The organism is Candidatus Edwardsbacteria bacterium, from assembly GCA_018821925.1.
In the GTDB taxonomy this organism is placed as follows: Bacteria; Edwardsbacteria; AC1; order AC1; family EtOH8; genus UBA2226.
The window spans coordinates 15,835-35,879 of sequence record JAHJLF010000047.1 but is presented as its reverse complement, the minus strand read 5'-3'; the positions used below and the strand labels follow the sequence as shown (position 1 = coordinate 35,879).

At 51.8% G+C, this 20,045-nt stretch carries 20 protein-coding genes and 1 other RNA gene; all 21 read left to right on the top strand.

Annotation, left to right across the window (positions count from 1 at the left end):
- Positions 1-700 (top strand): tetratricopeptide repeat protein (locus KJ869_05185; GenBank protein MBU1576586.1); only part of this gene is annotated, 700 nt, incomplete at its 5' end.
- A complete protein-coding gene (locus KJ869_05180; protein ID MBU1576585.1) occupies positions 700-1,857 on the top strand; it encodes an LL-diaminopimelate aminotransferase in 1,158 nt (385 codons plus the stop codon). The genes KJ869_05185 and KJ869_05180, both read left to right, overlap by 1 nt.
- A 201-nt stretch (positions 1,858-2,058) precedes the next feature.
- Entirely contained in the window at positions 2,059-2,679 is a 621-nt protein-coding gene (locus tag KJ869_05175) for a hypothetical protein (protein ID MBU1576584.1), read from the top strand.
- Positions 2,680-2,684: 5 nt separating this feature from the next.
- Positions 2,685-3,413: a DUF2764 domain-containing protein gene (locus KJ869_05170; protein ID MBU1576583.1), complete on the top strand. Its 729-nt coding sequence runs from the start codon at positions 2,685-2,687 to the stop codon at positions 3,411-3,413.
- Positions 3,410-5,179, top strand: a complete 1,770-nt coding sequence (locus KJ869_05165; protein MBU1576582.1) for a V-type ATP synthase subunit A — start codon at positions 3,410-3,412, stop codon at positions 5,177-5,179. Before KJ869_05170 ends, KJ869_05165 begins: the two co-directional genes overlap by 4 nt.
- Positions 5,176-6,480, top strand: coding sequence for a V-type ATP synthase subunit B (locus KJ869_05160; GenBank protein ID MBU1576581.1), 1,305 nt, complete (start codon positions 5,176-5,178; stop codon positions 6,478-6,480). The genes KJ869_05165 and KJ869_05160 overlap by 4 nt, the downstream gene beginning before the upstream one ends.
- Before the next feature lie 3 nt (positions 6,481-6,483).
- Positions 6,484-7,086 carry a hypothetical protein gene (locus KJ869_05155; GenBank protein MBU1576580.1) on the top strand — a complete coding sequence of 201 codons (603 nt, stop codon included), beginning with the start codon at positions 6,484-6,486 and terminating at the stop codon, positions 7,084-7,086.
- A gap of 896 nt (positions 7,087-7,982) precedes the next feature.
- Positions 7,983-9,719, top strand: a complete 1,737-nt coding sequence (locus KJ869_05150; GenBank protein MBU1576579.1) for a hypothetical protein — start codon at positions 7,983-7,985, stop codon at positions 9,717-9,719.
- Positions 9,720-9,721: 2 nt separating this feature from the next.
- Positions 9,722-10,225 (top strand): hypothetical protein, encoded by a 504-nt coding sequence (locus tag KJ869_05145; GenBank protein MBU1576578.1) that lies wholly within the window; start codon positions 9,722-9,724, stop codon positions 10,223-10,225.
- A gap of 21 nt (positions 10,226-10,246) precedes the next feature.
- Entirely contained in the window at positions 10,247-11,305 is a 1,059-nt protein-coding gene (dcm, locus tag KJ869_05140; GenBank protein MBU1576577.1) for a DNA (cytosine-5-)-methyltransferase, read from the top strand.
- Positions 11,265-12,002, top strand: a complete 738-nt coding sequence (locus KJ869_05135) for a hypothetical protein (GenBank protein MBU1576576.1) — start codon at positions 11,265-11,267, stop codon at positions 12,000-12,002. Before dcm ends, KJ869_05135 begins: the two co-directional genes overlap by 41 nt.
- Positions 12,003-12,008: 6 nt before the next feature.
- Complete coding sequence (locus tag KJ869_05130) at positions 12,009-12,419, top strand: very short patch repair endonuclease (GenBank protein ID MBU1576575.1); 411 nt, start codon at positions 12,009-12,011, stop codon at positions 12,417-12,419.
- A 295-nt stretch (positions 12,420-12,714) separates the two neighbouring features.
- A complete protein-coding gene (locus KJ869_05125) occupies positions 12,715-13,281 on the top strand; it encodes a hypothetical protein (protein ID MBU1576574.1) in 567 nt (188 codons plus the stop codon).
- Positions 13,282-13,849: 568 nt separating this feature from the next.
- Positions 13,850-14,548: a hypothetical protein gene (locus KJ869_05120; protein MBU1576573.1), complete on the top strand. Its 699-nt coding sequence runs from the start codon at positions 13,850-13,852 to the stop codon at positions 14,546-14,548.
- Between the two features lie 148 nt (positions 14,549-14,696).
- Positions 14,697-15,506 (top strand): EFR1 family ferrodoxin, encoded by an 810-nt coding sequence (locus KJ869_05115; protein ID MBU1576572.1) that lies wholly within the window; start codon positions 14,697-14,699, stop codon positions 15,504-15,506.
- A 57-nt stretch (positions 15,507-15,563) separates the two neighbouring features.
- On the top strand, positions 15,564-16,769 hold the full coding sequence (locus KJ869_05110; GenBank protein ID MBU1576571.1) for an aspartate kinase: 1,206 nt from the start codon (positions 15,564-15,566) through the stop codon (positions 16,767-16,769).
- A 390-nt stretch (positions 16,770-17,159) separates the two neighbouring features.
- Positions 17,160-17,396, top strand: a complete 237-nt coding sequence (locus KJ869_05105) for a hypothetical protein (protein ID MBU1576570.1) — start codon at positions 17,160-17,162, stop codon at positions 17,394-17,396.
- The gene (locus KJ869_05100) at positions 17,393-18,391 is read left to right on the top strand and encodes an aspartate-semialdehyde dehydrogenase (protein MBU1576569.1); all 999 of its coding nucleotides are present in this window, start codon (positions 17,393-17,395) and stop codon (positions 18,389-18,391) included. Before KJ869_05105 ends, KJ869_05100 begins: the two co-directional genes overlap by 4 nt.
- 240 nt (positions 18,392-18,631) lie before the next feature.
- On the top strand, positions 18,632-19,006 hold the full coding sequence (locus KJ869_05095; protein ID MBU1576568.1) for a GxxExxY protein: 375 nt from the start codon (positions 18,632-18,634) through the stop codon (positions 19,004-19,006).
- A 53-nt stretch (positions 19,007-19,059) separates the two neighbouring features.
- The gene (locus tag KJ869_05090) at positions 19,060-19,743 is read left to right on the top strand and encodes a YIP1 family protein (protein ID MBU1576567.1); all 684 of its coding nucleotides are present in this window, start codon (positions 19,060-19,062) and stop codon (positions 19,741-19,743) included.
- A gap of 53 nt (positions 19,744-19,796) precedes the next feature.
- An RNA gene (ffs, locus tag KJ869_05085) (signal recognition particle sRNA small type) lies at positions 19,797-19,896 on the top strand.
- The last annotated feature ends 149 nt before the right edge of the window (positions 19,897-20,045 follow it).

The window sequence follows — 20,045 nt, the reverse complement described above, 5'->3', positions numbered from 1 at the left end:
CGGCTGCGTCGGCGGGACGCCCGAGGAGCATTTCAACCAAGGGGTGCAGGCCTTTCAGAAAGGCGACACCCTGGCGGCCGTCGGCGAGTTCCAAAAGACCATCAAGCTCAAACCCGATTTTGCCGCGGCCTATTTCAACTTGGGGATCTGCTATTCCACCCCGGAGAACCGGGAAAAGGCCATAGAGAATTTTTCCCAGGCCGTCAAGTATAAACCCAATTACACCGATGCCATCATCGCCCTCAGCCAGGCCTATGCCAGGACGGAAAAATTCGTTCAGGCCATAGAAACGCTTAAAAAAGGCCTGGCCGGAAATCCCACCCAGCCCTCCTTTTATAGCAATATGGCCTATTGTTTTCTCAATATGCCGGCCATCGATTCGGCCATCGTCTATTATAAAAAAGCCTACCAGATGGATTCCTGCAGCGCCGATATCAGCTATAACCTGGCCTACGCCATGACCGATCCCAAATATTCAGACGAATCCATCCGCTACTTGCGGCGGGCGATACTGTGCGACGACCAGAAGATGGAGGCCCATTATCTGCTGGGCTCCAGGCTGGCCGCCAAGAAAAATCGCACGCCAATGGAGACATCAGAGGCCATAAAATCTTTGGAGCGATACCTGGAGAGCGGCCAGGGCAGCATGGTTCAGGTAGATTTGGCCAATAAAAAGATCAAAGAATTAAAGGGAAAATAATGAAGATCGTCTCCGCCGACAGACTGCAAAAACTGCCGCCCTACCTGTTCGCCCAGCTCAACGCCAGGAAGAAGGAACTGCAAGATAAAGGTGTCGATATCATCGACCTGGGGGTAGGCGATCCCGACCTGCCAACCCCCCAGCACATCGTGGACGCCCTGTGCGCCCAGGCCGGCAACATCGAGAACCATTGCTATCCCACCTATGACGGGATGCTTTCATTCCGCCAGGCGGTGGCCGGCTGGTATAAAAAGAGATTTTCAGCCTCACTTGATCCGAACAATGAGGTGGTGGCCCTGATGGGCGCCAAGGACGGCCTGGCCCACATCTGCTGGGCCCTGTTCGGGCCGGGCGACAAGGTGCTGTGCCCCGATCCGGGCTATCCGGTCTATGCCGCCCAGACCATGTTCGCCGGGGCCGAGATCGTAAAATACCCGGTCCGGCCGGAGAACAAATACCTGCCGGTCATTGCCGAACTGCCGACCCAGGGGATCAAGGCCATATTTTTGTGCTACCCCAGCAATCCCACCTCGGCGGTGGCAGACCTTGGCTTCTACCGGGAATTAGTCGAGTGGGCAATCGAAAATGAAATAATCATCCTCAACGACGGGATATATTCCGAGATCGCCTTCGACGGATATAAGCCGCCCAGCATCATGCAGGTGGACGGGGCCAAGGAATGCGCCATCGAGTTCCACTCGCTCTCCAAGACCTACAACATGACCGGCTGGCGGATAGGGATGGCGGTGGGAAACAGCCAGATTTTATCCGCCTTATTGAAGATCAAGACCAACACCGACTCTGGGGTGTTTCAGGCGGTGCAGTATGCCGGGATCGCCGCCCTGGAGGGGTCGCAGGAATGCGTCAAAGAGAATTGCCGCATCTATCAGGAGCGCCGGGACATCCTGGCCGCCGGGCTAAAGAAAATGGGGCTGGAATTCGATCTGCCCAAAGCCACCTTCTATCTGTGGATTAAGACCCCGGGAAAAACTGGCTCGATAGACTTTGCCAATCTTTTATTGGAGAAGGCCGGGGTGATGGTTATTCCGGGCATCGGCTTCGGGCAGAACGGCGAGGGGTATGTGCGAATGGCGCTGACCATACCCAGCCAGCGGATGAAGGAAGCGGTGGAGAGGATCGGGAAATTAAAGTTTTAGGTTAAATCCAGTATTTGATAAAAGAGCTTGGCCTTTTCCCGCTTTCTCTTATAAAACCTCTCCCCTACCCCTCTCCTAAAGCATTAGGAGAGGGAAGGGTGAGGTCTGACCGGACAGAAAGGGCAGAGAGAGACAAAAGATTTTCAACGAACGGATATCAAAGCTTCCTTTTTGAACATGATTTTACGCGAAGGAGATATAATGACCAGAACCCTGGGCGATATCACCAAAGAGCTTAAGGACGGGATCATCGAGCCGGCCAAGGGCCAGGCCGAAAAGATCCTGGCTGATGCCAAACATGAAGCCGAGGGCATCAAAGCCGAGGCCCGCAGGCAGGCCGACGAGATGGTTTCCCGGGCCAAAAGCGAAGCCGGGTTGATAAAGAAACAGATGGAAGCGGATATGGATACCGCCGCCCGCAATTTCCTTTTGAAGGTGCAGGAAAATTTGGAGGCCTCGGTGGTCCGGCCGGTGCTGGATGAGGAGATCCGCCGGATGATAGCCGCTCCGGGATTCATGACCAAGATGATGGAGCAGGTGCTGGCCGCCTTTTCCAAGGGCGCCGGGGAGGAAGCCAGGATAGAGTTGCTGCTGCCGGAGAAGCAGAAAAAGGAGTTGGAAGCCTGGTTTCTGGATAAGAGCACCCGGAAAATGCTGGGCCATGTAGATGTCCACTTTACCGACAAGATCAGCTTCGGCTTCAAGCTGGGCATTCAGGGGAGCGGCACCCATTTCAACTTCAGCGACGGGCTGGCCGAGGCCTTGGCCGATTTCTGCTCTCCCCGCTTCCGGAAGCATTTCTTCGCCTCTAAGGAGAAATAGATCCCGTGGGCAATTATTATTATCTGATGTCACTGCTGCCGCCCCTGCCGGCGGCCTTGGGCCAGCCATTGGGAGCCGATGTGTCTTGGCTGGCGGCCCAGGCCCGGCAGAATATCGATCCGGCCGACCGGGAAACGCTGGAGGCTCATCTGCTGTACGCCGATGTGGCCAATTTCATCTCCCGGGAATCGGGCCGGGAAAAATTCCTGCCCGGGGGAAAACTGACATTGGAGGATATTGACACTCAGAATGACCTGCCGGAGGTGATCCTGGATTTTCTGAAAGAGCAGGATGGCGGCCCGGCCCGGCCCTACGCCTACGATCGTTTATGGGAGTGGTATTATACCCGAGCTCTGCAGACAGCGGAGATATCCGGCAGTAGATTTTTAAAAAAATATCTGCCCTGGGAGATTCAGTTGCGCAATACGCTGACATCTTTGCGGGCCTCGCAGGCAGGCCAGGACCCGGCCGGATATCTGGTGGCCCCGAACAATACGGCCTACAGCTTCGATCAATTGCTCTCCGGCCTCAAGGAATGCTCCGGCCCGCTGGAAGCGGAGAGGTACCTGGACCGGGAGCGGCTGAAATTCATATCGAGCTGTCTGAATCACGACGGCTTTTCACTGGATGCCCTGCTGGGATATCTATCGCAGGCATATATATTTTCCCGGTGGCAGGATCAGGATAAACCGTTCGACCTGGATAAAATAACATTTGCCGGAGAAGTTAAGTGACGGATAAGACCATAGGAAGAGTGGTATCGGTGAACGGGCCGCTGGTAGTGGCCGAGATCGACCCGGGCCAGGATGTGGTGCAGAACGAGGTGGCCTACGTCCATTGCCAGGGGCAGGCTCTGAAATCGGAGGTCATCCGGATCCGGGGCCGTCAGGTGGATATGCAGGTCTTCGAGAGCACCGCCGGGCTGATGATCGGCGACCAGGTTGATTTCTCCGGGCAGGTGCTGTCGGCCATCCTGGGACCCGGCATGCTGGGCAACATCTACGACGGTCTGCAGAACCCTCTGGCCCTGCTGGAGAACAACCAGGGCTTCTTCCTGAAGCGGGGACAGTACCTTCCGCCCTTGGATGAGGAGAAGCTGTGGGACTTCGTGCCCCTGGCCAAAAAGGGGGACCGGGTCAAGCCCGGGGAATACCTGGGTGAGGTCACCGAGGGGCTGTTCGGCCATCCCATCATGGTCCCTTTGGCGCTCTCCGGCAATTGGGAGATCACCGAAATATCCCCGCCCGGCAAATATAAGATATCTCACTCCATCGCCAAAATAAAAAACCAGGACGGCCGGGTGGTCGCGGCCACTATGAAACAGGAGTGGCCGGTGAAACAGCCGATGCGGGCCTACCGCGAGCGGCTGCTGCCGGACAAACAGCTGCTGACCCAGTGCCGGCTGATAGACATCTTCTTCCCCCTGGCCGAGGGCGGCACCGCCTGCATCCCCGGACCGTTCGGGGCCGGCAAGACCGTGCTGCAGCAGATCATCTCCCGCTACGCCGAGGCCGACATCGTCATCATCGTGGCCTGCGGGGAGAGGGCCGGCGAGGTGGTGGAGACCATCCGGGAGTTCCCCCAACTGGAGGATCCCAAGACCGGGCGGTCACTGATGGACCGGACGGTGATCATCTGCAATACATCCTCCATGCCGGTGGCGGCCAGGGAGGCATCCATCTACACCGGGCTTACCCTGGGCGAGTATTACCGACAGCTGGGACTTAAAGTTTTGCTGCTGGCCGACAGCACTTCGCGCTGGGCCCAGGCCCTGAGGGAGTCCTCGGCCCGCCTGGAGGAGATCCCCGGCGAGGAGGCCTTTCCGGCCTACCTGGAGAGCCGGATCGCCGCGGTCTATGAGCGGGCCGGAGTGGTCAAACTGCATAATGAAAGCACCGGCTCGCTGACCATGATCGGCAGCGTCTCCCCGGCCGGGGGCAACTTCGAGGAGCCGGTGACCCAGAACACCCTCAAGGTGGTGGGAGCTTTCCACGGGCTGTCGCGCAGCCGTTCCGATCAGCGGAGATACCCGGCCATCGATCCGCTGATCTCCTGGAGCCTGTACCTCAAACAGATGGAGGATTTTTTGAACCGGCGCCATCCGGAATGGGTGGAGATGGTGAGGGAGACCCATAAGCTGATGGCCGACGGCAGTGCCGTCCGGCAGATGATGCTGGTGGTGGGGGAGGAGGGCATCTCCCTGCCCGACCTGGTAAGCTACCAGAAATCGGAGATCGTGGACGCTACTTGCCTGCAGCAGGATTCCTTCGATCCGGTGGACAGGGCCACCTCGCGCCAGCGGCAGATAGAGGATTTTCTTTTGTTGACGGAGATGGTCCGCCACCAGTTCGATTTCGAAAACAAGGAGCTGGCCAAAGCCCGAATGACCCACCTGCAGAATCTTTTCTTCCAGATGAAGTACAGCCCCTATCAGGGCGAAAAATATCTGGAATACCGTCGGGAGATAGGCGCCATGCTGGGCAAGGAGGAGGCAAGATGATCAAGGAATACAATCTGATCTCCCGGATCCAGGGGGACATCATCACCGTCCATGCCCCAGGCATCCGCAACGGCGAACTGGCCACGGTCAAAGGACAGGGCCGTTCCTCGCTGGCCCAGGTGATCCGCCTGCAGGGCGACCAGGTCTTTCTGCAGGTGTTCGCCGGGACCCGGGGCATCTCCACCGGCGACCAGGTGCGGTTCCTGAAGCACCCCATGCAGGTGGCTTTCGGGGAGGCCCTGCTGGGAAGGATCTTCAACGGATCGGGCCAGCCGATAGACGGCGGGCCGGAATTGAAATCGCTTCCCCGGATAGAGATCGGCGGGCCGTCGGTCAATCCCATCAGGCGGGTCATCCCCCGGGGGTTCATCGAGACTAGGGTGCCGATGGTGGACGTATTCAATCCCCTGGTGGAGAGCCAGAAACTGCCCATCTTCGCCGCGGCCGGCGAGCCCTACAACGAACTGCTGGCCCGGATAGGGATGCGGGCCAACGCCGATGTGGTGATCCTGGGCGGCATCGGCCTGAAATACGACGAGTATCTTAAATTTAAAAATTCCTTCGAACAGGCCGGGGTGCTGTCCCGGACCATCATGTTCATCCATACCGCCTCCGACCCGGTGGTGGAGCGGCTGCTGGTGCCGGACCTGGCCCTGGCCGCGGCCGAGCAGTTCGGGGTCCAGGGCAAGCGGGTGCTGGTGCTGCTGAGCGATATGACCGCCTTCGCCGACGCCCTCAAGGAGATCGCCATCTCCATGGACCAGGTGCCGTCCAACCTGGGATATCCCGGCTCGCTGTACAGCGATCTGGCGGCCCGCTACGAGAAGGCGGTGGATTTCGAGGGGGCCGGGTCCATCACCATTCTGGCGGTGACCACCATGCCGGGCGACGATGTCACCCATCCGGTGCCGGACAATACCGGCTATATTACCGAGGGGCAATTCTATCTGCGCAAGGGCGTGGTGGAACCGTTCGGCTCGCTGTCCCGCTTGAAACAGCTGGTGATCGGAAAGGTGACTCGGGAGGACCACGGCCATATCATGAACAGCATGATCCGGCTGTACGCCAAGAGCCGGGAGGTGGAGCAGAAGCTGGCCATGGGCTTCGACAAGACCCCGGAGGACGAACGCTACCTGGATTACTCCCAAAAATTCTATAAGCGTTTCCTGGACCTGAGGGTGGATATCGCTCTGGAGCAGGCCCTGGACCTGGGCTGGCAGACCCTGGCCGAATGCTTCACCCCGGACGAGGTGGGGATCAAGCAGGAGATGATAGATAAATACTGGCCCAAAAAAAAGTGAGCCATGCCCGAGAACATCAAGCTAAATAAAGTTTCCTTAAGGGAGCAGAAGCAGAAGCTGGGCATGTACCAGCGGTTCCTGCCGGCCCTGGAGGCCCGGAAGCAGCTTTTCCTGCTGCAGCAATCCCAGGTCCGCAAGGCCATCCAGGAGAAGTTTCTTCAGCTGGAGGCTTCGCTGAAAGCGGCCGAAACCTTCTCGCCGCTGTTCCGGGAGATGGAGGGCATCCTCCGCCCATTCCTGGAGATCGAACAACTGAAAAGCTCGGTGAAAAATTTCGCCGGTCTCAGGGTGCCGCAGCTGGACGGCATTGTCTTCCACCAGCCGGCCTACGGATTCTTTGATACGCCCTATTCCTTCGAGGCCGTCCGGGACACGGCCCGGAATATAATCTACTTAAAGACCGAATTAAAATTCCTGCAGGACCAGGATCTCCTGCTGACCGAGGGGCTGCGCAAGACCAGCCAGCGGATAAACCTCTATGAACAGCGGCTGATGCCGGACTGCCGGGATGCCATCAGGCATATCAACGTCTATCTGCAGGATCAGCGGGCGGTGGCGGTGGGGGTGGCCAAGGCGGCCAAGCGGCTCAGCGCCGTGTCGTTTTGATTTGTATGCCGGTGGTTGAGTGCCCCGCCTACCTCGATACATCTGTTAATCAAGCAAGTGGGAAAACCAAATCAAACTTAACAGCCACTCGGTAAACGGCGGGGCGTATCGAAACCACCGCTTACTCTGCCAACGGTAGGCAGGCCTGGATTCCCGCCTTAGCGGGAATGACGTATTACGCTAAATGTTCACCAATGTATTGAATTGTTTTCTCCGCTTTCTCTTTGAAGAGAAAGCTCCAAAATATTACCACCCCTTTATCCCCTCCTTGATTAAGGAGGGGACGGGGGTGGTTCACGGCAGCTTCTGCCAGGCAGCAGCGCTGATGCGACCCGGGACCCCGCCTTTAAGTGGAGCGGATAAACTTCAACCCCGATAAAGCAGTCATTGTGTTATGTACATCATGCTTGTTCTGGTTCAATGAATGCCGGGGCGCAGGCCTTACAAACCGCGGAGCTGGGCGGCAAGGACTTCTTTGGTTACTTTCTTAGTCATAAGAAAGTAACAACGGTAGGCCGGCCTGGATTCCCGTTTCCACGGACATGACATATTAATCTAAATATTCACCAAAGTATTGAATTGTTTTCTCCGCTTTCTCTTTGACCTCTCCCTGCCTGACGGCTTCCACTTCAGTTGGCAACAATAACTGCCATCCTCAGTGCAGGCCCTCCCCTCGAGGGGAGGGAAAGGGTGGGGTTGGGACCCCGGAAAGTAACGACCGCCCCCTCGGTCCCCCTCCCGTGAGGAGGGGGAAGTAAGAATCCCTTCCCCTGCGGGGAAGGGGCAGGGGTTAGGTCAGAATTTGGGAAACAAATTTAGTTGGAGCACCTCAATTGTCAATAGCCCCCATGACACGGATCTACATGGTGGGCCCTTCCCAGACTAAGGAGAGGGCCATGGCCCTATTGCAGGGGGCCGGGGTGGTGCATATCGACCTGCCAAAAGAAAAAATTTCCAAGATCGCCGATCTGCCGGAGCTAAAGAGGATCGATGCGGTCCTGAAAGCGCTGGACAAATATGTCAACGCCGAAAACCGCCCGGCCGGCGATATCAGCGACGACCAGCTTGTCCCCCATATTGAGTCCCTGCTGCACCGGCTAGGCGAGACCACTGCCCGGCTGGCCCATCTGGAGAATCTGATCGCCGACCTGGAGCCCTGGGGCGACTTCAACCCGGCCCATGCCGAAGAACTCCGCAAACACAATCTGTATGTCAACCGCTACCGGGCGGCCCAGAAGGACCCGAAGGCAATAAAGATTCCCGATGACGCTTATCTCCAGGTGGTGTCGCAGAAAAGATATCCGCTGTTCTTCGTCATTTCCCACCGCCTCAATCTGGAAGTATTTCACGCTACTTTGCTGGGTTGGCCCGAGATGGGCCTGGAGCAGGCCCGCCGGGAGCATCAAAAATTATCGCAGCAGCAGGAAGAGATCAAAAGGTCCCTGGCCGGGCTGGCCCTGAAAAAAGAGGCGGTGCAAAAAATATACCTGGAAACCCTGAACCGGGAGACTCTGGATCACAGCATCGCGGCGCTCTACCAGCAGGAATATCTTTTCGGGCTGGAGGGCTGGCTGCCGGCCGAGAATGAATCGTTGCTTCGTGAGGCCGTCGAGGGTTCCGGCATCCCATTAAAGCTGGAGATGCGGAAACCGGCGCCCGACGAACAGCCGCCCTTGCTGTTGAAGAACAACTGGTTCATCAGGCGGATCGAGCCGCTGCTCAAACTCTACGGCCTGCCCAAGTACCGGGACCTGGATCCCTCGTATTTCTTCGCGCCGTTCATGATACTGTTCTTCGGCATCTGTTTGAGCGACGCCGGCTACGGGCTGGTCTTTCTGCTGGCCGCCCATATTATGGAAAAGAAGCTGGGGCCCAAGAATCCCGCGTTGATCCTGCCGCTGAAGTTGTGCAAAGCCTTCGCCGTCTCCACCATCGTGGTGGGCTTGATCACCGGATCGGTGTTCGGCTACGAGTTCGCCAGCCGCCAGTGGATTCTTTTAGACGTCTCTGTCGGTGCCGGAGACCCCATGCTGTTCTTCTACCTGGCCCTGGGCATGGGGGTATTGCATCTTTCCTTCTCGTATCTGCTGGGGATGCTCCAGGCCAACAACTTTCAGGGCGTTCTTCAAAAGCTGGCCACTCTGCTGGTCCTGTGGGGCGGGGTGACATTGGTCAGCCGCAACATCTGGTTCGCCGATGCCTCATACAGCCAAATGCTCTATTACGCCGGTTCGGGGCTGATCGTACTGGGCCTGTTGCTGACATTGATATTTTCCTCCGACCATAAGAACTGGCTGGCCCGCATCGGGCTGGGACTGTGGAGCATCTACGGGCTGACCGGGCTGATCGGCGATCTGCTGTCGTACGCCCGGCTGTTCGGGCTGGGCATCGCCACCTCGGCCATCGCCTCGGTGATGAACCAGCTGGCCGGGATGGTCTACGGCTCGGCCGGGCCGGTTTTGGGGATCCCACTGGCGGTGCTGATACTGATCGCCGGCCACACCTTCAACCTGGCGCTGTCCATACTGGGAAGCACGGTCCATTCCGCCCGGCTCCATTTCGTGGAGGCCTTTAAGAATTTCTTCCAGGGCGGGGGCATAGAATACAAACCCTTCAAAACCGAAAGAGGATAGACATGAAAAAGAGATTTACCATCCCGGCAATTTTCCTGCTGTCGCTGATCGCCGCCGCACCGGCCTGGTGCCAGAGCGCCCCGGCGGCAAACGACTGGCCGGTCTTGGTGGCCAAAATCGCCCTGGGCCTCAGCCTGTCGCTGGGATTAAGCGGCTCGGCCATCGGACTGGTGATAGCTTTCCAGGCCCTGCTGGCCGGGGGCGAGGAGAATTTTTACAAGAACATCGCGGTGGCCCTGATGCCCTCCACCCAGGGGATCTACGGGATGGTGATATTCTTCACCAATCTTAACGGCTTCGCCACCGATCCCTACACCGTGGCCGGCAAGGCCGCCATCGCCAGCGTGATATTGATGGTCAGCGCCTGGTACCAGGGGATCGTCTGCGCCGCGGGGATAAAGAGCATACAGGAGGGGAAGAATACCCTGGGAAATGCGCTGGTGGCCGGGGCCATGCCGGAGACATATGCGGTGTTCGCTCTGGTGATGACGTTTATTTTGAAGTAACGATATGGTAAGGGTTGAATTATGAGGCACAATTTGGAAACGACTATACGATTCATAGATCTATTCTGTGGAATAGGTGGCTTTCGCTATGCTATTGAAGATGTTGCGAAAAAAATGGGCATTAAATCAGAGTGTGTTTTATCCAGCGATATTGATATAGAATGCCAAAAAGCTTACGAAGCTAATTTTAATGAAATTCCTAAAGGTGATATACACGCTATTGATGTTAGCACTATTCCGGAACACGATATCTTGCTTGCTGGCTTCCCATGTCAGCCATTCAGCATCATTGGACAACGTAAAGGATTTGAAGATGCTAGAGGCACACTTTTTTTTGAAATAGCTAGAATAATTCAAGCGAAGAGACCGCAGGCTTTCGTTTTAGAAAACGTTAAACTATTAGCTGGGCATAATGGTGGGAAAACACTTTCTAGAATTTTGGAAGTGTTGCGTGGACTTGAATATAGTGTTGATAAAAAAATATTTAATGCATTGGATTTTGGACTACCACAAAAACGAGAGCGTATATTTATAATAGGCTTCAAAAAACCATGCGATTTTGAATGGCCGAAGGGCGGGAAAACAATGAAACCACTTGGGCTGTTATTGGAAAAAAGTGTGCCAAAGGAATATTATGCGTCTGACTACATTAAAACAAAACGCTTTGCCACGCATTCTCCAACAAAGGAACCTACAATATGGCATGAGAATAAGGCCGGGCACATAAGCGTATATCCATATTCATGCGCACTTAGAGCTGGGGCCTCATATAATTATTTATTAGTCAATGGCGAAAGGCGGCTTACTGCACGCGAGATGTTACGACTTCAAGGATTCCCTGATTCGTTTAAAATTATATGTAATTACAGTCAAACTCGCAAACAAGCTGGCAATAGTTTGCCTATTCCTGTTGCCGAAGCTGTTTTGTTAAACGTATTTAAATCATGTGGTTGGATGAAAAATAGCAAACCGGATTTTGTGTATTCAAGGAAACAATCATTTGATAAACAACTGCTGTTGAAAGAGAAAGGAAAACGCTATGGTAAAAAGACCAAGGCTAAGAACAGTCGAAAAATATAAACCACCTTATCCAATTAACAAGTTTCCCAAAGGGTTTGCTTTAAACTTAGGAAAGGAAATTATCTATCATTTGGCAACAAGAGGAACACCACGCCTTGAGGGAACAGATTGGGAAGAAATATTTGCAAGATTAGTTGGTGCGAAGTGGCAGCCATCTAATGTCGGGCTTGACGACATCGTGCTTCAACAAACAGCTTGGGGTGCAAAAACTGTTAAAAACAAACGACCATCCACTGTGGCTAAGGTGCGTTTAATATCTGGTCGCAATTCAGTTGCTTTTTCTTTTGGTCAAGACAAAGTCAAGAATGTAGATCCAAATGATATGGGCGATAAAGTCCTGTCTATATACAATGAGCGCGTTGCAGGTGTCCGTAAAAAGTTCCAACATCTACGTACAGTTGTATTGGTTAAGTCTGATGATCTTCTTGAATTAGCTGCTTTTGAACTTGATACTATTATGTACGATGCAAAGCGATATTGGTGGCAATGGAATGATAATGATAATTTAGAAGGCTATACTAAAGATGGTGATGCACACATCTTTACATGGCAACCACATGGTTCGCAATTCACAATTATTGAAAATGTGCCTGCCCATCGCTTGGCTATTCGCATAAAAAAACCACCTCGCCTAAACCAAGGTGAAGTATTAGATGCCCTAAAATTTGACGAAACATGGGTTGAAATAATTTCTTGATTCTAAATGGATAATGTTTCAATTAATAGACGTTCCCAAATCATGGCGAATGTCAAGTCTAGTGGAAATATATCAACAGAATTAAAAACAGTATTAATTTTTCGCGAGAATCATATACACGGTTGGCGTAGGCGTTACAAAATAATTGGTAACCCGGATTTTACATTCCCAAAAAATAAAATTGCAGTCTTTATTGATGGCTGTTTTTGGCACGGTTGTGCGAAACACTGCCGTGTGCCAGCAACAAATCGCATATACTGGAACAATAAAATTCAGCGCAATATACAGCGCGATCTTAATATTGGACGTGTGCTACGGGTAAAAGGTTGGAAAGTGATTAGAATATGGGAGCATGAACTTTGCGGTGGGGCAGTGTTGAAACGCAAGATAAAAAAACTGAAAAATATAAAGTCTTAGTTAATGTTCTGTTTATTTTATACCGATAAGCATTCCAAGATGAACATACCATACCGTTACCAAAATATCCCCCGATCACGGATAGCAACCTTTGACATCTCATCCAAAGGAAATCATTCATGTTAATCCTGTCAAACATATGCCGATAATAGTCCAAAAATACGGAGGCAGTTCGGTCTCCAACGTCCAGCGCATCAAGGCGGCGGCCGCTCTGGTGATGATGTTTATTTTGAAATAGATAAGACATGTTTTCTAAAAAATAAATAGCATTAACTCCCCATAAGGTTTTTATACTATGGATCAGCTGAATAAATCCTCGGAAAACAATGATCAGGAAAAACCCTTCTTGAAACGGGACGTAGTCAACATTTGGCTGGACTCTTTGGAAGAGTTGTTTTCTGATTTCGATCCAAGATCGTATTTGAAACGCACCGTATCGGACGATTTCATTGCCCAGGTCAGGAAAGTGGTTGCCGACCAGCAAGGGAAAGAAATGATCCTGCGGTTACAGTTGCCGGCGGAAACAAGAAATAAACAGGATGAAGATATAATCGCCACCCGCCTGCAGCGGTATTTCACGGAAAAACGCGGCCAGCTTTTAAAAGAAAAGCAAAATGGTATTCGAAATGCCATCATTTTGACCATATCGGGCATTGCCTTGATGATCTTTGCAAGTTATATCACATTTTTAAATTCGGAAAGATACTACCTTCAGCTGCTCCTGGTGTTATTTGAGCCCGGCGGATGGTTCTGCCTTTGGACGGGGCTTGATCGTTTGATCGATTATTCGGGAAGACGAAGGAAAGAGCTGGATTTTTATTCAAGAATGGCCACGGCCCAAATTCAATTCAGCACGATCTGATGCCTGGAAAGAAATACTTTACCCGGAACGGTAGGGATAAAATAAATTGTCAAACCATGTTAATCCTGTCAAAGACATGCCGATAATGGTCTAAAATACGGAGGCAGTTACCAGCAATTTTAAGGAGGCAACAACCATGAAAAAATTATTAACGATATTATTTGCGACAATCCTAACCGGCACAACATTCGGGCAAACGGAGAACGATCGGTTCCAATTCCTGATCGAACAATGTTCTTCCATTAATTCCGAAAATTACAAATGCAGCCCGTACATTTTACTGGCAGGCTATATTCAGTCTCTGGACAGGACCAAAGCGATAGAGATCCTCAAAGAATATGCCGGAACCAATAAATATGAGGACCAGATAATAATTTTAACCAGACTGTTATTCCAGGGAAAGAAAAACGCCGTTTTAAGAAGGCCGCTCATCGGCGCCGCCGGTTTTATTGGCAACACCGGCTATAAGGATTGGCCGTCAGAACCGATTGAAATCAGTAACGGCATACCGTTCTTGATAACCCGAGGCTATTCGCTGGGAGGAAAGGCCGAGTCCTCTCTGAAATATTTGGAATATTGTATTGCCAATGGCCAGTGGACAAATAATAATTACCGCATAATAAAAAGCGAAGAATTAAAACCGGCCTTAAATACTTTGCTGAATAGCAAGAAATGGCAAAAGGAATTGACCAGATCCGAGAAGGCCTTTTTTGAAGAGCAAATTGATACAACATCGGAGCATTTGATATACCAGGGACGCCTGGTTGAGATATTTGTTGAAAAAGCCATATATCATTCCCCGACGAACGATAACTTTCTAATGAGGTTTTTAATCAAGAATATAAGCGCCAAACTGATCGGGGTTGATCTCACGGACTTCCGGAAAACGATATATCCGAATCAATGGGGTATTTATACCAAACCTTATCGGGAGGTTGTTGATGAAAGGGCTTATGCCCCTGACACCATGATCAACCAGGCCGAGTTATTGAAAAAGTTTAAGGATAATTCCCTGACGATAATGCCGCCGAACGAAACTTTGGAATACTATCGGGACTGGAACGGCGGTGCAGAGAAGGTTGAGTTAAAAAACAGGGAAGATTATTTAATAATAAGCGTTGCCGGGCAACTGTTGTTCACCAACGGCGCTGACTTTGAAGACGCCCGCTTGCTGACGGCTGCCGAAAAGAACCGGGCGGTCGTATTCGATTATCCAATAAATAATAAAACAATACCGGAAAAAAGCTTGATCATTGGCAGTAACTAAAACGCCCGCCAACCTGATCCGAAATTGTGATACAATCAATCATGTTAAACCTGTCAAAAATATGCCGATAATAGTCCCAAAATACGGAGGCAGCTCGGTCTCCAACGTCCAGCGGGACACCAGAACCTAATCTTAATAATCAAAAAACATGACCACTGAAATATATTATTTTTCGGGAACAGGGAATTCATTGGCTGTTGCAAGGGATATTGCGGCAAAAACCAATGGGAAATTGACGCCGATTACTTCCGTATTGGTTAAAGAAAGCATTGATACTCAAGCCGAGGTTATAGGGTTCGTATTTCCAATTTATGACTTCAAGCCGCCTTTGATTGTTGAAAATTTTGTCGGGAAAATAAAAAATATCGACTCCAAGTACATATTTGCTGTCTGCACCTATGGAATTACGCCATCCAAGTCTATGAAGATTTTTGAAACGGTGATAAAATCCTGCGGAGGAGAGTTGGCTGCAGGATTTGCGGTAGGCATGCCTCATAATGGCATCGGGTCCAATTCGTTTTCTCAAATCCAGCATGAAAGAATGTTCAAAAACTGGAAAGTTAAATTAGAAGAGGTCAGTGAATATATTATTTCCAGAAAAAAGGGAAAATTGGAAACAAGCAATTTATTTGGTGGATTTATTCTCACGGGATCATTTGTCAAAATGTTGCCCACGCTCTTGAAATTTTTAAAGCAAGTGATAACCAAAGGCTGGGAATCCATGGTTTTAAATTCAAATGGGAAATGTAATGGTTGCGGAATATGTAAAAAGATTTGCCCTGTAGATAACATTGAAATAGTTGATAATAAACCCCGGTGGTCAGACCATTGTGCCGGTTGTTTTGCCTGTCTGCACTGGTGCCCAGAAGAAGCAATTAGTTTGAGCGGATTTGATACGATCATTGGCAGATATCATCATCCGGAAGTTAAGATATCAGATATGATAAAACAAAATTGATTATACACGATATAATATTTAAATTATAAAACAAACCATGTTAAACCTGTCAAAAATATGCCGATAATAGTCCAAAAATACGGAGGCAGTTCGGTCTCCAACGTCCAGCGCATCAAGGCGGTGGCCGCCCGCATAGTCCGGGCCAAGCGCCGGGGCAACAAAGTGGTGGTCGTCGTCTCGGCCATGGCCGACACCACCGACGACCTGAGCGCCCTGGCCCGTCAGATATCATCTGATCCGCCCAGGCGCGAGATGGACATGCTGCTGACCACCGGCGAGCGGATATCAATGGCCCTTTTAGCCATGGCCATCCACGGCCTGGGCGAAAAGGTGGTGTCCTTCACCGGGTCGCAGGTGGGCATCATCACCGATTCCAGCCACACCCGGGCCAAGATCCTGGAAATAAAACCGGAACGCTTGAAAGATTCCCTTAAAAATGATAGCATAGTGATCGTGGCCGGGTTCCAGGGGGTCAGCCTGGCGCGTGAGATCACCACGTTGGGGCGGGGCGGCTCGGACACCACCGCGGTGGCCCTGGCGGTGGCTCTGGAGGCCGACGCCTGCGAGATCTACAGCGATTTTTCGGGGATCTTCAGTGCCGATCCCCGGCTGGTCAAAACCGCCCGGCCCATCAAGGCTATTTCCTTTGACGAGATGCTGGAGCTGTCCAGCTGCGGGGCTCAGGTGCTGCATTTAAGGGCGGTGGAGCTGGCCGCCAAGTACAGGATGCCGGTGACCTGCCGCAGCAGTTTCGACAACAAACCGGGAACGATAGTAGGGAAAGGTTCGAAGATGGAGAGGGTGGTCGTCAAAACCATTGCCCACGATAAATTCCTGGCCATGCTGGCCATGAAGGCGGTGCCTCGGAGGAGCGTCCTGTTGAGCCAGGTGGTGACCCAGCTGGCCGGGGCCGGGATATACATCAGGTCGTATTTCCACGGCGGGGGCGACGACGGCAGGACCGACCTCAACTTCATCGTCAACCAGACGGACCTCAAGGCGGCCCAAGGGATCATGGAGAAGGACCTGAAGAAGATGAAGGGGGCGAGGCTGTACGTCAATCAGGACATCGGCGCGGTGTCGCTGATCGGCAGCGGGGTGGGCAGCGAGCCGGCCGTCATGGCCAAAATGCTGGCCCAGCTGGGCAAGATCAAGATCCATATAGAGGGCATGACCACCAGCGAGACCAAGCTCACCTGTTTCGTGTCGCGCAAGGACATCGAAAAGGCGGTTCTGGCTTTGCACAAGAGTTTCATAGGATAACCCCCTTTGAGGAATTAACCACGTCATTCCTGCGAAAGCAGGAATCCAGGTTTTCGTGGATTCCCGTCGGAATTTATCCCGCACTTGATGCGGGGCGGGAATGACACAAGGGGATATTTTTAACGGTAGCTTTTGCCAAACAGCAGCGCTGATGCGACCCGGGGATAAACCCCACCCTTCCCTCCCCTCGAGGGGAGGGAAATAGAGCCTGCACTGAGCATGACCAGCTTGTATGCTTGCGAAGTGGAGAGGTCGGGCGGTACAGAAAGTAACTATAAAGATATTACAGACCTTCTTTCGGATAAAACTTAATATCAGTTCATTCATAAATTCCGTGTTTCGGTGGTAAAAGTAACTCAGTCATTTCCAACCAATAAATTGGAGGACCCTATGATCTGTCCCATCAGGTTCATCAGGAAACCGGAGGAGTCGGAGTGCATCAAGGAGAAATGCAGTTTCTGGGTGGACGGCTCACTTCTGCCGGAAAGCAGCCAGGAGCCCAAGAGATTTACCGCACTGCTGGGGGTGAATAAGTTGAATGACGGTCCGGTCGAAGAGGAGGTCATGGGCAAGTGCTCCGTCCTGGTGATGGCCGAGGTGGCCCTTAAATCCAGACCGCTGGAATGACCAAGGGACCGATGATAGTAGGTCTGGTGGGCGCCACCGGTTTGGTGGGCCAGACCATACTCAAGGTTCTGGAGGAAAGAAGATTTCCCCTGAGCGGCCTTAAATTGTGGGCCTCCAGCCGGTCGGCCGGTAGGCGGATCAAATTCAAAAGAAAATTTTATCCGGTGGCATCGGTCGAGCAGGCCGACTTCTCCGGCTGCGGCATTGTGTTCTTCGCCGGCACCGAGGGGGAGAAGGGCGCCAGCTGGCTATATGCTCAAAAGGCCATTGCGGCCGGGGCGGTGGTGATAGACAACGGTTCGGATTTCAGGATGCATCCCAGCGTGCCGCTGATCGTGCCCGAGGTCAACCCCGAGGATGTCGAAAAGCAACGGGGCTTGATAGCCAACCCCAACTGCTCCACTATTCAGATGGTGGCGGCCCTGGGGCCGATCCATAAAAAATACCGGGTCAAGCGGATAGTGGTGTCCACCTACCAGGCGGTGTCGGGAGCGGGAAGGCAGGGAATCATTGCTCTTGAAGAACAAATTCAAAATTCAAAATTCAAAATTCAAAATTCGCCATTTTCTAGGCAAATAGCTGGGAATGTCATTCCCCAGATATCCGACATCTCTGAGCTGGGTTACAGCGGCGAGGAGTGGAAGATGGTCGAAGAGACCCAAAAGATACTGCACGACAAAAAGATCGCGGTCAACGCCACCACGGTGCGAGTTCCGGTGATGACCGGGCATTCGGAGTCGGTCTATTTCGAGACCGGGTCAAACTGCACGGTCAGGGATATCGAGAAGCTTCTGATCAAAGCTCCGGGCATTGTGTATGACAAAAAAGATTTCTTCACCCCGGCCGAGCTGAAAGGTTCCGATCTGGTGTATGTCAGCCGCCTGCGGCCGGATCCGGTCAAAAAGAATGCCTTCGTGATGTGGGTGGTGGCCGATAACCTGCGCAAAGGAGCGGCCACCAATGCGGTGCAGATCGCAGAACTGCTTTTAAAATAGATTTTTTTGAACCGCCAAGTCGCCAAGAGCGCCAAGAAATTTAAATAAAACTTTGTGTGCTTGGTGTTCTTTGTGTTAAAGGACAGACGGTTTGAACCACAAAGCGCACAAAGGGCACAAAGGGACGGTTGGATTAGTAAGACATTACTGGGTGATTTTAGCGTTCTTTGTGTTTAAAAAACAGATATAGAATTAAATATGAACCACAAAGACCTCAAAGGACACAAAGAAAACATGGATATGGAAACCATCAATAAGCTGTCAAATAAGGTTATTGGCCTGGCATTGGAGGTTCATAAAAATCTCGGACCTGGGTTACTGGAGTCAGCATATAAGCAGTGCTTAGCTTATGAATTGAATAAGAACGATATCAAGTTTACACTTGAACAGCCAATCCCCCTGAAATATAAGGAAATATTGGTCGATTGTTCTTTCAGGGCAGATATGATCGTAGAAAATTGTATTATTATTGAATTGAAAGCGGTTGATAAAATATTGCCGATTCACGAAGCTCAGCTTATAACGTATTTGAAAATAACGGGAATACGATTAGGATTGTTATTTAATTTCAATACCAAGCTATTAAAAAATGGCATTCAAAGAATTATTCTTTAATCTTAGTGGTCTTTGTGTTCTTTGTGGTAAAAATACTTTAGGAGGAGATTTCTATGAAGTGGCTTAATGACATCCTTGGCATCTATTACCAGCCGGACAAGGTCTTCGAGGGGATGAAGGACAAACCCCGCTGGCTTATCCCCCTGATCGTCAGCGTGGTCTTCACCCTGATCGTGACGGCCATCATTCTGCCCACCATAATAATGCCGGAGCAGATAGCCAATCTCGCCCGCAACCCCGATATCCCCGCGGAGCAGGTCGAGGCCATGCAGGCCAATATGAGCGGTCCGATCCCCCTGATAGTCGGACTGGTCGGCAACCTGTTCATGGTCCCCATCGGATTGCTGCTGATAGGGCTGATCTTCTGGGGCATATTCTCCATGCAGGGCCACAAGGCCAAATTCGCCGATATGTTCACCGTGGCGGTCCTGGGCTCCCTGATAAACATTCCCGGAGCCATCCTGAAAGTGCCGCTGATGTTCATAAAAGAAACCGCCAAGGTCAGCACCTCCCTGGGATTAATGCTTCCCGTCGAGATGGAGGAGGGTTTCCTGGTGCGGCTATTGAACCATATCGACTTCTTCACCATCTGGATGCTGGTGGTGATGGCCATCGGCTTTTCGGTCTTCACCGGGGCGCCCCGCAAAAAAAGCTACTGGACGGTGTTCGGCTGCTGGGCGGTCTTCATCCTGATCCTGTCGGCGGCGGGCGGGTTGTTCAAATTCGGCGTGCAGTAATAGATAAGACCAATCGTTGACAAACTAACCCCGCTCTGATAAAATTGAATATGGGCCGGGCCCGATGGAAGCGAAGACTGCCAATCCCGCCAGGACCGGAAGGTAGCAACGGTACGCAAAATCTCTCCTTGTTATCGGATAAGCCTGGCCCTCTTTCTTTAAATTACCATACAAGGCTATCAGTCATTCCTGCGAAAGCAGGAATCCAGTTTTTTCATGGATTCCCGCCTGGGCGGGAATGACAAATGGAGCAATTCACTCGATACAGTAAAAATAAAATAATTAAAAAGATTGTTTAAATA

What these genes read in the sequence shown, in the direction of transcription:
- KJ869_05115 (MBU1576572.1), top strand. Translation starts at nt 14,697, where the DNA reads ATGACCACTGAAATATATTATTTTTCGGGAACAGGGAATTCATTGGCT.
- KJ869_05175 (MBU1576584.1), top strand. Translation starts at nt 2,059, where the DNA reads ATGACCAGAACCCTGGGCGATATCACCAAAGAGCTTAAGGACGGGATC.
- KJ869_05095 (MBU1576568.1), top strand. Translation starts at nt 18,632, where the DNA reads ATGGAAACCATCAATAAGCTGTCAAATAAGGTTATTGGCCTGGCATTG.
- dcm (MBU1576577.1), top strand. Translation starts at nt 10,247, where the DNA reads ATGAGGCACAATTTGGAAACGACTATACGATTCATAGATCTATTCTGT.
- KJ869_05105 (MBU1576570.1), top strand. Translation starts at nt 17,160, where the DNA reads ATGATCTGTCCCATCAGGTTCATCAGGAAACCGGAGGAGTCGGAGTGC.
- KJ869_05135 (MBU1576576.1), top strand. Translation starts at nt 11,265, where the DNA reads ATGGTAAAAAGACCAAGGCTAAGAACAGTCGAAAAATATAAACCACCT.
- KJ869_05150 (MBU1576579.1), top strand. Translation starts at nt 7,983, where the DNA reads ATGGCCCTATTGCAGGGGGCCGGGGTGGTGCATATCGACCTGCCAAAA.
- KJ869_05160 (MBU1576581.1), top strand. Translation starts at nt 5,176, where the DNA reads ATGATCAAGGAATACAATCTGATCTCCCGGATCCAGGGGGACATCATC.
- KJ869_05145 (MBU1576578.1), top strand. Translation starts at nt 9,722, where the DNA reads ATGAAAAAGAGATTTACCATCCCGGCAATTTTCCTGCTGTCGCTGATC.
- KJ869_05155 (MBU1576580.1), top strand. Translation starts at nt 6,484, where the DNA reads ATGCCCGAGAACATCAAGCTAAATAAAGTTTCCTTAAGGGAGCAGAAG.
- KJ869_05100 (MBU1576569.1), top strand. Translation starts at nt 17,393, where the DNA reads ATGACCAAGGGACCGATGATAGTAGGTCTGGTGGGCGCCACCGGTTTG.
- KJ869_05090 (MBU1576567.1), top strand. Translation starts at nt 19,060, where the DNA reads ATGAAGTGGCTTAATGACATCCTTGGCATCTATTACCAGCCGGACAAG.
- KJ869_05130 (MBU1576575.1), top strand. Translation starts at nt 12,009, where the DNA reads ATGGATAATGTTTCAATTAATAGACGTTCCCAAATCATGGCGAATGTC.
- KJ869_05180 (MBU1576585.1), top strand. Translation starts at nt 700, where the DNA reads ATGAAGATCGTCTCCGCCGACAGACTGCAAAAACTGCCGCCCTACCTG.
- KJ869_05125 (MBU1576574.1), top strand. Translation starts at nt 12,715, where the DNA reads ATGGATCAGCTGAATAAATCCTCGGAAAACAATGATCAGGAAAAACCC.
- KJ869_05110 (MBU1576571.1), top strand. Translation starts at nt 15,564, where the DNA reads ATGCCGATAATAGTCCAAAAATACGGAGGCAGTTCGGTCTCCAACGTC.